General features: G+C 56.4%; 13 protein-coding genes and 1 tRNA gene. 4 read left to right on the top strand and 10 right to left on the bottom strand.

The features are described 5' to 3' along the window. Nucleotides 1-205 precede the first annotated feature (205 nt). Both GGE09_RS09035 and GGE09_RS09040 read left to right on the top strand, forming a co-directional pair. Nucleotides 206-2,041 carry an ABC transporter ATP-binding protein gene (locus tag GGE09_RS09035; protein WP_309745779.1) on the top strand — a complete coding sequence of 612 codons (1,836 nt, stop codon included), beginning with the start codon at nucleotides 206-208 and terminating at the stop codon, nucleotides 2,039-2,041. Next, the gene (locus GGE09_RS09040; protein WP_309745780.1) at nucleotides 2,038-3,852 is read left to right on the top strand and encodes an ABC transporter ATP-binding protein; all 1,815 of its coding nucleotides are present in this window, start codon (nucleotides 2,038-2,040) and stop codon (nucleotides 3,850-3,852) included. The genes GGE09_RS09035 and GGE09_RS09040 overlap by 4 nt, the downstream gene beginning before the upstream one ends. A gap of 108 nt (nucleotides 3,853-3,960) precedes the next feature. Here the strand turns inward: GGE09_RS09040 and bluB are convergent, their stop codons facing one another. The 7 genes from bluB to GGE09_RS09075 form a co-directional block, all read right to left on the bottom strand. After that, nucleotides 3,961-4,590, bottom strand: coding sequence for a 5,6-dimethylbenzimidazole synthase (gene bluB / locus GGE09_RS09045; RefSeq protein WP_309745781.1), 630 nt, complete (start codon nucleotides 4,588-4,590; stop codon nucleotides 3,961-3,963). 22 nt (nucleotides 4,591-4,612) lie between these two features. After that, nucleotides 4,613-4,999: a 30S ribosomal protein S16 gene (gene rpsP / locus GGE09_RS09050; protein ID WP_309745782.1), complete on the bottom strand. Its 387-nt coding sequence runs from the start codon at nucleotides 4,997-4,999 to the stop codon at nucleotides 4,613-4,615. A gap of 60 nt (nucleotides 5,000-5,059) precedes the next feature. Continuing rightward, nucleotides 5,060-5,368 (bottom strand): chorismate mutase, encoded by a 309-nt coding sequence (locus GGE09_RS09055; protein WP_309745783.1) that lies wholly within the window; start codon nucleotides 5,366-5,368, stop codon nucleotides 5,060-5,062. Then, the gene (locus GGE09_RS09060; protein ID WP_309745784.1) at nucleotides 5,365-5,889 is read right to left on the bottom strand and encodes a GNAT family N-acetyltransferase; all 525 of its coding nucleotides are present in this window, start codon (nucleotides 5,887-5,889) and stop codon (nucleotides 5,365-5,367) included. The genes GGE09_RS09055 and GGE09_RS09060 overlap by 4 nt, the downstream gene beginning before the upstream one ends. Beyond that, nucleotides 5,886-7,397 (bottom strand): signal recognition particle protein, encoded by a 1,512-nt coding sequence (ffh, locus tag GGE09_RS09065; RefSeq protein ID WP_309745785.1) that lies wholly within the window; start codon nucleotides 7,395-7,397, stop codon nucleotides 5,886-5,888. Before ffh ends, GGE09_RS09060 begins: the two co-directional genes overlap by 4 nt. Before the next feature lie 224 nt (nucleotides 7,398-7,621). After that, on the bottom strand, nucleotides 7,622-8,209 hold the full coding sequence (locus GGE09_RS09070; RefSeq protein WP_309745786.1) for an NAD(P)H-dependent oxidoreductase: 588 nt from the start codon (nucleotides 8,207-8,209) through the stop codon (nucleotides 7,622-7,624). A 130-nt stretch (nucleotides 8,210-8,339) separates the two neighbouring features. Next, nucleotides 8,340-9,722, bottom strand: coding sequence for an FAD-binding oxidoreductase (locus GGE09_RS09075; RefSeq protein WP_309745787.1), 1,383 nt, complete (start codon nucleotides 9,720-9,722; stop codon nucleotides 8,340-8,342). Nucleotides 9,723-9,816: 94 nt separating this feature from the next. Between GGE09_RS09075 and GGE09_RS09080 the strand changes: the two genes are divergently transcribed. Next, a complete protein-coding gene (locus GGE09_RS09080) occupies nucleotides 9,817-10,710 on the top strand; it encodes a DMT family transporter (protein WP_309745788.1) in 894 nt (297 codons plus the stop codon). A 28-nt stretch (nucleotides 10,711-10,738) separates the two neighbouring features. On the opposite strand, the gene GGE09_RS09085 is transcribed toward GGE09_RS09080, so the two are convergent. Both GGE09_RS09085 and GGE09_RS09090 read right to left on the bottom strand, forming a co-directional pair. Further along, on the bottom strand, nucleotides 10,739-12,106 hold the full coding sequence (locus GGE09_RS09085) for a DUF3131 domain-containing protein (protein ID WP_309745789.1): 1,368 nt from the start codon (nucleotides 12,104-12,106) through the stop codon (nucleotides 10,739-10,741). A 45-nt stretch (nucleotides 12,107-12,151) separates the two neighbouring features. Next, a complete protein-coding gene (locus GGE09_RS09090; RefSeq protein WP_309745790.1) occupies nucleotides 12,152-12,484 on the bottom strand; it encodes a metalloregulator ArsR/SmtB family transcription factor in 333 nt (110 codons plus the stop codon). Between the two features lie 191 nt (nucleotides 12,485-12,675). On the opposite strand from GGE09_RS09090, the gene GGE09_RS09095 reads away from it, so the two are divergent. Further along, nucleotides 12,676-12,752 (top strand) — tRNA-Met (locus GGE09_RS09095). Nucleotides 12,753-12,835: 83 nt separating this feature from the next. Here the strand turns inward: GGE09_RS09095 and GGE09_RS09100 are convergent. Continuing rightward, on the bottom strand, nucleotides 12,836-13,118 hold a 283-nt coding region (locus GGE09_RS09100), incomplete at its 5' end, for an integrase core domain-containing protein (protein ID WP_309745791.1).

Consider the following 13,118-nt stretch of genomic DNA (forward strand, 5'->3'; position numbering starts at 1 on the left):
CTACATCTTTGCCATCAACAAAGAGGTGAAGCATGAATTGCTGGAAAATCGAGAAGGCTGGGAAAACCCTATAGCCCCTTGATGTGGGCGTTTGCCCATCCTCAATCACGCCACGTTGTTGCCCCTTGGCCGATCAGGCCGCTTCCTGACTTTTAGTGTCATTCCAACGCGTGGTGCACCTTTATGCTCCTGTTGAAAGTTTGTTATGTACCGTTTTTTTGAATCTATCGTCGATCCTTTTGCCAAACGAGACCTTGGCACCCCGCCGCGCAATATCTGGGCCTTTGTGCGCAGTGAATTGTATCCGTTTCGAAAGCTGCTGCCCTGGCTGTTGCTGGCCGGACTGGGCGTGGCGCTGCTGGAAACTTGGCTGATCAGCTATAGTGGCAAGATCATTGATTATGTGAACCAAAGCGATGGCGCGGCCTTGTGGGGGCGGTATGGCTTGGAACTGGCAGCCGTAGCGGCCCTGCTGTTGTTCGGGCGGCCAATTGTGTTCTTTCTGAACGGGATTTTGCAACACCAAGCCCTGTCCAGCGCCATGCGCGATCAGGTGCGATGGCGGGCGCACAATCACATGCTGGGTCAAAGCCGCGAATTTTTTCACAATGATTTCGCAGGCCGGCTGGCCAACCGCGTAATGCAGATCGGCCCAGCGGTGGAAGACAACGTCTTTACCTTTTTTGATGCGGTCTGGTTTGTGTCGATCTATTTCCTCAGTGCTTTGTGGATCATGTCGTCGATCAGCCCTGCGCTGGCACTGCCGATGCTGGGCTGGCTGGTCGCCTTTATCGTCTATATCGTCATCATGGGGCGCAAGATTTCTGCCGCATCTGAATCCATGTCGCAGACCCGTTCCATGGTCACAGCGCGGATTGTGGACGCCTATACCAATATCGAAAGTGTTAAGCTGTTTTCGGGCGATGCGCGGGAGCGGGACTTTGCCTTGCAAGCGGCCCAAGCGGATCGGGAACGCTTTATGGTGTTCTTGCGGCTGTGGACGCGGATCAGGCTGGATCTGGGGATTCTGACGGGCATCCTGATTGTGGGCGTGGTTGGGCTGGCCCTGTATTACTGGTCCAAAGGCGCGGTGACTGTGGGGGAAATCAGCGCCGTGACCGCGCTGGTGATGCGCTTGTCTGCCATGACCGCCTGGATCATGTGGGTCAGCGCCCTGCTGTTTGAAAACGCAGGTAAAATCCACGAGAGCATGGAGAGCATTTCAGCGGATCACACGGTCACAGATGCCCCCAACGCCCCTCCCCTGACGGTTCCAGCGGGCGAAATCAAACTGGTGGACGTGGCCCACCACTATGGCCGCGATATGGGCGGGTTGAACGGATTGAACCTGACCATTGCGGCGGGTGAAAAGGTCGGGCTGGTCGGGCGATCCGGCGCGGGGAAAACCACGCTGGTCAACCTGTTGCTGCGCTTTATGGACCCTGAAACAGGTCGGATCGAAATCGACGGTCAAGACATCAGCGGCGTGGAACAGGAAAGCCTGCGCGCAGCCATTGGCATGGTCACACAGGAACCCGGGCTGATGCACCGCTCTGTGCGCGACAATATCCTGCTCGGCGCGCCCGGTGCATCGCAAGCCGCGATCACAAATGCGATCACCCGCGCGGATGCGGCTGACTTTATCCCCGACCTCGAAGACCCTAAAGGCCGCCGCGGTATGGAAGCCTATGTGGGCGAGAGGGGCGTCAAACTGTCGGGCGGGCAACGCCAACGGATTGCGCTGGCCCGTGTGGTTCTGAAAGATGCCCCGATTCTGGTCTTGGACGAAGCCACAAGCGCCCTAGATAGTGAAAGCGAAGCCGTGATCCAGAACGCCTTGTCTGGCGTGATGGAGGGCAAAACCGTCATCGCCATCGCCCACCGCCTAAGTACAATTGCGCGGATGGACAGAATTGTGGTGCTGGACGACGGGCACATTGCCGAGATCGGAACCCATACCGAATTGCTGGCCAAAGGCGGGCTCTACGCGGGGTTCTGGTCCCGCCAATCGGGTGAAATGCTAGGACTGGACGCTGGATGAGACGCTTTGCTGGATTGATTGACGCTTTTGCACGGGCCGACGGCCCCCCACCACAAACATTGGGTAGGTTTTTTCGCTGGGCGTTAAGCGGCGCTTTCGGCTGGCTGGCAGTGGCAGGCATCCTGTCGGCCTTTGTCGGTACATTGGAAGTGGTCACAGCCATCCTGCTTGGCAAGGTCATCGACGGGGCTCTGAACAGCGGCCCTGCTACATTCTGGGATCAAAACCTGACGCTGTTGCTGATGGCCACAGGCTTTTTTCTGGTGCTGCGCCCTCTGGCCTTTGGCGCATCCTCGACAGCCAACTCCGTACTGGTTGCCCCGAACGTGAACCCGCTGGTCCTGACCCGGCTGCACCGCTGGACACTGGGCCAGACCGTCAGCTTTTTTGACAATGATTTCGCAGGCCGCATCGCACAAAAACAAATGCAGGCGGCGCGGGCCATGACCGATGTGGCGGTCGAGGTCATTAACGTGGTGTTTTTCGCATTGGCTTCCCTGATCGGATCGGTGTTGCTGCTGACTTCCATCAACGGATCTGTGGCTGTGGCCCTGGCGGTTTGGGTGGTGGGGTATCTGCTGCTGATCCGCTGGTTCATGCCGCGCATCCGTGAACGATCCAAGGCGCGGGCGGGCACGCGTGCCATGGTATCGGGTCAGGTTGTGGATACGATAACCAACATCAAGACCGTGAAACTGTTCGCCCATGCCGACCACGAAGACCGCGCGGCCATCGGCGCAATTTCCGAATTCCGCGACCGCGCGCTGGATTTCGGCATCCTGTCCGCAGGGTTCCGCCTGACCCTGATGATGGTCGCAGGCCTGCTGCCTGTTGCCCTGATTGGCGGAACGCTGTGGCTGTGGTCCCTTGGACTGGCGACCGCAGGTGATATTGCCGCCGCAGGAACAATTTCCATCCGCATCGCCCAGATGACAGGCTGGGTCAGCTTTACCCTGATGGGCATCTGGGCCAATGTGGGGGAGGTCGAGGACGGCATGCGCACGCTTACCCCGCGCCACCGTCTGGATGAATCCGACACGCCAAAAGGGCTGGATGGCACGGGCGAGATTCGCTTTGACCACGTCAGCTTTGGCTATGGTCGGGACGGCAACGGGGTGCAGGACATCGACTTGACGATCCACGCCGGCGAAAAACTGGGCATTGTGGGGGCTTCGGGCGCAGGGAAATCCACCTTGGTCGCCCTGCTGCTGCGCCTGTATGACGTCGAAGACGGGGCGATCCGCATCGGCGGGCAAGACATCCGCGACGTCAGCGAAGAAGACCTGCGCCGCCAGATCGGCATGGTCACCCAAGACACCGCCATGTTCAACCGCTCGTCCCGCGACAACATCCTTTATGGTCGCCCCGACGCAACTGAGGCCGAGTTGATCCTTGCCGCCAAACGGGCCGAAGCCCATGACTTCATCCTTGATCTGGAAGACCACAAAGGTCGCAAAGGTTATGATGCGCATTTGGGCGAACGGGGCGTGAAACTGTCAGGCGGTCAACGGCAACGGATCGCCTTGGCCCGCGCCATCCTGAAAAACGCGCCAATTCTGGTTCTGGACGAGGCCACATCCGCGCTCGACAGCGAAGTCGAAGCCGCTATACAAACCGCCTTGGATCAGGTGGTCGAAGGCAAAACCGTGCTGGCCATCGCCCACCGCTTGTCCACTATCGCCCAGATGGACCGGATCGTTGTGTTGCACGCAGGGCAGATCGTTGAAACAGGCACCCACGACGAATTATTGGCACGCAACGGATATTACGCCAACTTCTGGGCCCGCCAAACAGACGGGTTCGCCGCCTAGACGCAGCGTAGAAGCCTCCGGCGGGGATATTTTAGGAAAGAAGAAGCACGCCCGGCTCTTTTTGGAGAAATATCCCGGGGTTATAGGGGCAGCGCCCCTATGCAGGTTTCACCGCTCGTAAACGGTGACGGTTTCTGCCCGCTCTTCCCAGCCTTTGGCTTCTAACTCGGGCTGTAGGCTTTCCTCGGTCGGGTAGCCAACGCAGAGATAGGCCACCAGAGACCAACTGTCAGGCACGTCCAGATCGGCGCGCAATTGATCGGGATCAAAGATGGAAACCCAACCAACCCCCAGACCATAGGCGCGGGCGACCAGCCAGAACGACATGATCGCAGATACAACGGAATAGCGGCGGGTTTCAGTCATTGTGGCCGCCCCTAGCCCTGAACCTTTTTCGGTGGCTTCATCGCAAAACACCGCGAATTGTACGGGGGCTTCTTTCATACCGGCCAGTTTCAGGCTTGCGTAAGTCTTGGCCTTTTCACCGCTATATCCAGCCAGTGCAGCGTCATTTTGGGCTTGGAAATTAGCATAGGCTTTGGCGCGGGCCGCATCCGAGGTGATGCTGATAATGCGCCAGGGTTCAGACAGGCCAACGGAAGGGGACAGGCGAAACGCGTCCAGACATTCGGCAAGGCTGTCTTGGGGAACGGGGGTGGTTTTGAAGTGGCGCACATCGCGGCGCCACTTCAATAGATTGACGAATTCGGATCGAAATTCTGGAGTGAATTTATGCATGTCGATCCGGACCAGCCTGTGCTTATTCAGCAGCGGCTTCTTCAGCAGGTGCAGCAGCGGCTTCGGCAGCGGCGGCAGCTTTGGACGCTTTTTCTTCAGCGCGCGCTACGGCTTTTTTGCCTGGCTCTGCTTTTTTCATGTTGGCACGCTCTTTTTTGGCAATAATGCCAGCAGCTTCCAGAAAGCGGGAAACGCGGTCTGTTGGCTGTGCGCCTTCGCCGAGCCAGTACTGAACGCGTTCCACGTTCAATTCAACACGGTTTTCGTCGTCTTTGGCCAGCAACGGGTTGTATGTGCCGAGTTTTTCAACATAGCGGCCATCGCGTGGCATCCGTGTGTCTGCAGCAACAACACGGTAAAAAGGGCGTTTTTTAGAGCCGCCGCGGGCCAGTCTGATCTTCATTGCCATGGGTTTATCTCCTTTAGATGGCTGGGTCGGGTGGGGTTTTACCCACCTTACATTCGGGTGTTAGGATTGGTGTTGTTTGTGGTGTTGGATAACTTCGCTGATGATGAAGTTCAGGAACTTCTTGGCGAATTCGGGATCAAGATCCGCGCTTAAAGCCAATTCTTCCAGACGTTTAATCTGGTCGGCTTCACGGGTTGGATCAGATGGCGGGAGGTCATGGGCGGCTTTCAGTTTGCCCACGGCCTGTGTGTGTTTGAACCGCTCGCCCAGTGTGTAGACAAGGATAGCGTCCAGTCGGTCGATGCTGTTGCGGTGCTCTTTCAACAGATCGGCAGCTTTTTCTACGGCGTCGATCGCGGCGTCGGTCATAGGGCTGCCTCTGGTGTTGGATAACGGTAGATATGGTCTTCACCCATATGCGGGTTGTCATAGGCTTTTTCAAACCATGCACCCATGCGTTCGGCCAGCGCGATAGACCGCGTATTGCCCGGAATAATATGAGAGGACAGGGTTTTGAACTTCAGATCCTCAAAGGCCCATTGACGCGCCCGTTCGGCCCCTTCACGGGCGATACCGCGGCCTTCAAAACCTTCAAACAGGGCATACCCCAGTTCCGGTTCAGGCCAGCCTTCGGGGTTCCAGATGCCAGTCAGCCCAGCGCAAGCGCCTGTTGCTTTGTCGATTATGGAAAAATAACCGTAGCCGTGAATGTGCCAATGGCCCACGTTGGTTGAAAACCACCGCCAAGCGTCATCCCGTTTCAGCTTTGCCCCAAAACCAGCGCAACGATCCGAGGCGTAAAACGCCGCAAGCGGTTCGAAATCCGCAATTTGCGGGCCGCGCAGGATCAGATTCGCTGTTTCAAGGGTGGGGGCGTTGGTCAGGGTCATTTTTTCTTCCCGAAACCGGATAGGCCGGGTGGCAATTGCAACCCGCCGCCGCCCAGACCGGGCAAGCCACCGGGCAGACCGCCCATTTTCTTGGCGGCTGCTTCCAACTGTTTCGGGTCCATATCCGACGGCATTCCAGCCGGCATTCCGCCGCCTTTACCAAACATGCCCTTCATGGCCTGTTTCATCATGCCGCCTTTGCCCATTTTGCCCATCTTTTTCATCATGTCCGACATTTGACGGTGCATTTTGATCAGTTTGTTCAATTCGGACACTTCCATGCCAGCGCCCCGCGCGATGCGCTTTTTACGACTGGCTTGCAGGATGGACGGGTTGGCCCGTTCCTTTTTGGTCATGGACTGGATCAGGGCAACCTGCCGTTTCAGAACGCTATCGTCAAAACCCGCGTCTTCCACTTGTTTGGCCATTTTCTTCATGCCTGGCATCATCCCCATGATGCCTTCCATGCCGCCCATTTTTTGCATTTGTTCCAGTTGGCCTTTCAGGTCGTTCATATTGAACTGACCTTTGACGAACCGTTTCATCATCTTTTCGGCTTGTTCAGCCTCGATGGTTTCCTGGGCTTTTTCCACCAGCGATACGATATCGCCCATGCCAAGGATTCGGCCTGCGATTCGTTCGGGGTGGAATTCTTCCAGCGCGTCCATCTTTTCGCCCAGACCGACGAATTTGATAGGTTTGCCTGTGACAGCTTTCATAGACAGGGCCGCACCGCCGCGCCCGTCGCCGTCCATCCGCGTTAACACAACGCCCGTTACACCGATTTTCGCGTCGAATTCCGTTGCCACATTCACCGCATCCTGACCGGTCAGGCCATCGACCACCAGCAGGGTTTCGCGCGGATTGGCAATGTCACGTACATCGGCGGCTTGCTGGATCAATTCCTGATCAATATGCAAGCGACCCGCAGTATCCAGCATATAGACGTCATAGCCGCCCAAGGTCGCCTGTTGCTTGGCCCGTTTGGCGATCTGAACTGGCGTTTCGCCTTTGACGATCGGCAATGTATCCACGCCGATCTGTGTACCCAGAATCGCCAGTTGTTCCATCGCAGCCGGACGGTTGGTATCAAGCGAGGCCATCAGAACCCGCTTTTTATCCCGTTCAAACAGCCGCTTAGCCAGTTTCGCCGTAGTTGTTGTCTTACCCGAGCCTTGCAGACCAACCATCAGGATCGGAGCTGGCGCATTGTCGATTTTCAGCTTGCCCGCATTGGCATCATCGCCTGCCAGAAAATGCACCATTTCGTCGTGAACGATCTTCACAACTTGCTGGCCCGGCGTCACCGATTTGGTAACATTCTGACCTGTTGCTTTTTCCTGAACCGCTTTGATGAAATCCCGTGCCACTGGCAGGGAAACGTCAGCTTCCAGCAGGGCCACGCGGACCTCGCGCAGGGCCGTTGCGACGTCAGCATCCGACAAAGCCCCTTGTTTGGTAAGCTTGTCTAAAACGCCAGAGAGGCGGTCGGAGAGACTTTCGAACATGGCCTTGGCGTCCTTTCAGTTAACGCGGTTACGGGTCTATGTAGGCACCCTGCCCGATTTTCCCAGCCCAGACCATTTGCCATACGACAAAATCACCCGTGGGCGAAACTCGCTGACGGGTGGCGATCCTGAGACCGGAAGACAGGTGCTTCCAATGGATAGAGGGGATTTAGGGGGCCGAAGCCCCCTTGTCAAGTTGTGTAACAGCCGATGCAGGCAAAGCTTTAGGCAGCCAATGCGTCGATGGCGGCTTGTGCTTTTGGAACCACCGTATCCGAGTTGGCAACCAGAGTTGCTGCGTCGATGAAGGTCACATCGGTGATGCCGATAAAGCCCAGAACTGTCTTCACAAACGGTGTGGCGTGGTCAACAGGCGTACCAATTGGCACGCCGCCTGTGGCAACGATCACAATCGCACGTTTGTCTTTCAACAGACCCTCTGGCCCGTTTTCACCATAGGCAAACGTTTCGCCATTGCGCGCAATCAGATCGACCCAAGCCTTAAAGTTGGCAGGCACACCGAAGTTATACATGGGCAAACCCAGTACAAGTGTGTCGGCCTGTTTCAACTCGTTGATCAGGCTGTCGGACATTTCCAGTGCTGCTGTTTGTTCCGCAGTGCGGCTTTCAGCAGGTGTCCAGTTTGCGTTTAACCAGTCTTCGCTAACGGCTGGCAGTGCGGCGGCAAGGTCACGCTCGATTACTTTGGTATCGGCGCCGGACAGTTTAGCAACAGCACGGTCCACCAAAGGGCGCGATGCGCTGTCAGTGATACGGGCAGATGCGTTGATTTTCAGGATTGTTTTGGTCATTTCATGTCTCCAAATTCTGTTGAGACACACCTATTCCCCTAATCTTGCCAGCGGTAGGGCGTAGTTACGCAAAGCAATGTTCCAAAATCAGCAACAATCAAAGGATTAGCCGAAACACCGTTAGAAACGCCTAAACCACCTTGCCCGGATTGCAGATATTCTCGGGATCCAAAGCCTGTTTTATCGCCCGCATTATCGCCAGTTTGCCCGCGTCGCCATATTGGTTCAGTGCTACGCGTTTTTCTATACCGATCCCGTGTTCGGCTGAAAATGAACCGCCGATTTCTTTTAATCCATCCAGCACAGCAAGCTTGATTCCCTTTACCAGCGCAGGGGTAAGCGGTTCGGGATGGCAGACCGTGTAATGCAGGTTACCGTCCCCCAGATGCCCCAAAACATGAATGCGCAAAGCTGGATCCAGCGCTGCAACGCGGGTTTCCACCCGTTTCACATGACTGTCCAGATGGGCCAGCGGGATGGAAATATCAAACCACTCTGCATGGGGGAAAAACTTGAAAAGGGTTAAGGTGTCTTCGCGCAGCGCCCAGATATCGTTAGCTTGCTGGCCGGTTTGCGCGGCAATCGCATCCAGAATCAAACCCGTTTCAAACTGCTGTTCCAGCGTGGCGAAAACCATGTCCTCGGACGGGCCGTTGGGGCAATGGACCTCATAGATCACGTACAAAGCTGCGTCTGGCAAGGTTTGCAGCGGGTTTTGCGCCTGATGTTTGGCGTTTTCCTGCGCAAAATCCCGCCACATCGCCTCGGCGCGCAGCAGTTGGAGTTGCGGATTGGATTGCAGGGCTTGCATCACCACCAGCGCCGCCGCCGCATCGGGCAGTGCCAGTAAAAACGTGTCAGCAACGGGCGGCTCGGGCAACAGTTGCAAGGTCGCGGCGGTGATGATCCCAAGCGTACCCTCCCCCCCGATCAAAAGCTGTTTGACGTCATACCCCTCGTTGCATTTGCGCACATGGGCTAGATCGTTCAGAATCGTGCCATCGGGCAAAACCGCCTGAAGCCCCAACACCCGTTGCCGCATAGTGCCATTGCGAAACGCCTCCATCCCGCCGGCATTGGTTGAAATCATCCCCCCGATGGTCGCAGAATCCCGCGCCGCAATGTCAATCCCCGCCGTCAACCCCTTGGCCCGCGCTGCCTGTTCCAGATCCGCCAGCGTAGTGTTCGCGCTAACTTCAGCCGTGCGCGACACCGGATCAATCACGATGCGGCGGGGCATTTTATGACCCAAACACAGGATTTCCGCCCCTGTCCCCGTTGCCGCCCCCGCCAAACCGGTGCGTCCGCCCTGTGGGATCAGTGCGGTGCCCGTGGCCCGACAGACCTGAAACAACCCTACAATATCCTCCAGATTGCGGGGCGCGACAGCCAGCAGGCCATGGGTGTTTTCCGGCGTCACCACAGGATCGAGCACGGCAAATTGTTCCTCGCTCAAAAGGGCATCCGCGCTAAGGGCAGCGGTCAGTTCAGCAATAAGGTTGGTTTTCGTCATTATCGGTATCCTTCGCCGCCAGATTAACCAGATTGCCAGCATGTACCAGCACGATTGCCTTCTGTCCGACAATAGGTACAAAAGCCCCATGACAATGAACACCATCACCCAATCTTCTTATCGGCGCGGCCATGCAGCGATGCTGATGTTTTCCATCCTTGTGGCCGGATCTTTCCCGCTGGGGGTGCGAATCGCAAATATGGTTGATCCGCTGTCACTGACGGCACTGCGGTTTGTACTGGCATCGGTTGTGGTTGGGATTTTCGTCGGTTTAGGGCCAGGGGTGAAGCGATCAGATTTTGCCGCACCCTGGCGTTATCTGGCCCTTGGCGGCGTGTTTTCCATCTATTTCGTCCTGATGTTTGAGGCGCTGAAAACCGCATCTTCCGTTTCAACCGCCGCGATTTTCACCCTGACACCGATCATGTCTGCGCTGTTCGGGTATCTGCTGCTGCGTCAGGTGACGACCCGATGGATGGCTATGGCGCTAACGGTTGGTGGTGCCGGGGCTGTCTGGGTAATTTTTCGCGGAGACTTGAACGCCCTGCTGCGTTTTGATGTGGGCCGCGGCGAGGTGATCTTTTTCATCGCCTGTTTCGCACACGCTTTTTACACGCCACTTGTGCGAAGGTTGAACCGCGGAGAGCACCCGGTGGTCTTTACACTTGGCACCCTGATCGCAGGCGGGCTGATTCTGTTGGCTTTGTCTTTTCGGGATCTGATGGCAATGGACTGGATGGCCCTTCCACCGATTTTCTGGATCGGACTTGCGTATCTTTCGATCAGTTCCACCGCGATAACGTTTTTTCTGGTGCAATACGCCACGCTGTCCCTGCCCTCCGCCAAGGTGATGGCCTATACTTACCTGACTCCAAGCTGGGTGATTATCTGGGAACTGGCTTTGGGTGGCGGCGTTCCATCACCTGTTATTTTACTGGGCGTCGGGGCAACTATTCTGGCACTGGTGATGCTGTTGCAGCAGCGGTGATCCCTTTCAATCCATCCCAACCCCAGTTTCAGCGCCGATACATCGGGCCGAAAACCCGATAATGCAGCGCCTCTAGGACCACAGCATTTGTGTTCATGGTCAGGATTTCATTTGGGCTAAAATCCGATTCAAACAGGCCCGCATACCAGCCCCGTTCACTTTGCAAATGCTGCACAGCCTCAACCAGCATAGCCGCGTAATTATCCTGCATCAAAGCCCACCACCCAAAGCTCGCCTTGGTGGAAATCCCCCGCTTGTCCGAAACATTCTTCCGTCGCGAGGTGACAGACACAAACGGTGTGTGGTCCACCAGAATGGCGTTATAGGCGAAATAAGGCTTCCCTTTGATGTGATCCTCGCTCAGCGCGGTCAACTGGCCGGACTGTTGAAACCGGAACACCTGCGCCAGATACACCGCGCGGGCCACGGGAATGGATTCAGGCCGCCAGCCGAATTCCAATGCTTCCAGCAGGAAGGGTTCAGACGTTGTGACCGACGACACACCGTGTGTAGCCTGCGTACGAATATCGGCTGGCAGATGGATGCTGTGGAATTTCTGATACCGCAAAATCGGCTGGTATTGCGCTGCAAGCGCCACAGGCAAACCCAGTTGCAGCCCCACAACCCCAGCATATTGTTCATAACCGATCCGCCCTTCCTGCACGAAAGAGCCTTTAGATTCCCCATCAACGGCAATGCTTTGAAACCGCCCGTCCGCAGTTAGCAACGACAAATCCCAACGGTTGATTACAGCCTGCGCGTGGGGCAGCATTTCGGGAAATTGCTGCGTCACCACCAACATCCCCGACACAAGTCGCATAATATCCAACGCCGACCAGCCGACCCCGTTTGGGATGGGTTTATTGGTGTAATCCGTCATTTCCAGCGTTTTGGTATTATAGACTTTGTTCGGCAACTTTCCTTGATAAAGCGCGATTTTTTCCAGACTTGCGAACACCCTCCGCAGCCGCGCCAGCGCATCGGTTTCGGATAAGATACCCAGCCGAAATGCCGCCGTCAGCGCCAGCAAATAGGCCCCTTCATCCCATAAAGTCGTAGAACTGAAGTTATTCACCGCCGCCACCAACCCTGTGCGCGGGTCTTCATTTGCTTCGAAATAGGACCAGGCCGTCCGCGCCCAAGCCAGTTCCTGCGTCGTTGGTCCGGTTCGAGCAGACCGGACCTTGGACGAAACCAAACCCTCGACGCCCGCACGCCCCTTACCGCCCTGATCACCCCCAATAGGGGCGAGGCCATCAGACTCGATTCCTGTGCGGGCAAGATTGCCCATCAAAGTGCCAATAGACGTCCACTGTTCAGCCTGTGCGCATACGCTACAGGCAAGAAACACGGCGGCAATGGACACCGCAAGGCATTGGCGAAAAAGGCTGTTCACGGGGGCAGTTTACCCAGCCACACCTTAAACAACCCTTAAGATCGGCTATTCCGTCGCAATGGTTTCAGCGGCCAGAAACCGCTCGAACTGATCCAGATTAACCACTTCGAACTGGCCAAAGCCCTCCATCCAGATAGAGGCTTCTTTCAGGGCTTCTGGCGCCAGTTTGCACCATTTCACCCTTCCCCGCCGTTCCTGTTCGATCAAACCGGCGCGTGTCAGGATTTGCAAGTGTTTGGAAATCGCCGCCAAAGACATTTCAAACGGCTCGGCCACATCAGTCACGGCCATGTCATCCTCTAGCAACAGGCTAAGGATTGCCCGACGGGTAGGATCGGACAGCGCGGAAAACACCAGATCGAGCGAAGTTGCAGCCATACCCCAGCCCTAGCGGCAGTCTGTAGCTGCGGTCAAGACGGCATGATCCCTCGCCGTCATTCTGCCCCCTTGCACAACAGGGAACAGGACGCCCCACCCCCAAGCCGGAAAGAATGTGCAATATCCGCGAATTTTCCGCCATTTCACCGCTTGACGGCTGCGTTTCCTTTGCCTAAACACCCCCTCGGTAAGGCGGGGTAGCTCAGGTGGTTAGAGCAGCGGAATCATAATCCGCGTGTCGGGGGTTCAAGTCCCTCTCCCGCTACCAACACTTTCAATGACTTAGGCGATTTATGCTCCTGCGCGCCACTGGGTAATTCCCCCATTTTCAATGGGGTTCAGCCGTAGAATTCAGGCGGCAGTTTTCAATTTCATTGCGGGAGTTATGCCGCCGATGCCCATGTTGGGCCGCTGGTTGTTGTAAGTCCATAGCCATTCCGTTGCTTGGTCTTGTGCCTCCTCAATCGTTTCAAAGATATCTTGCCCCAGCCACTCGCCACGAACGGTTCGGTTGAAACGTTCGATATAGGCGTTCTGCGGCGGCTTGCCCGGCTGGATGTGTTCAAGCCGGATGTTGCGTTTCTCGGCCCACGCCATGAGCGTCCCACTGATATATTCTGGGCCGTTGTCGACG

The organism is Roseobacter sp. N2S, from assembly GCF_031454055.1.
GTDB lineage: Bacteria > Pseudomonadota > Alphaproteobacteria > Rhodobacterales > Rhodobacteraceae > Amylibacter.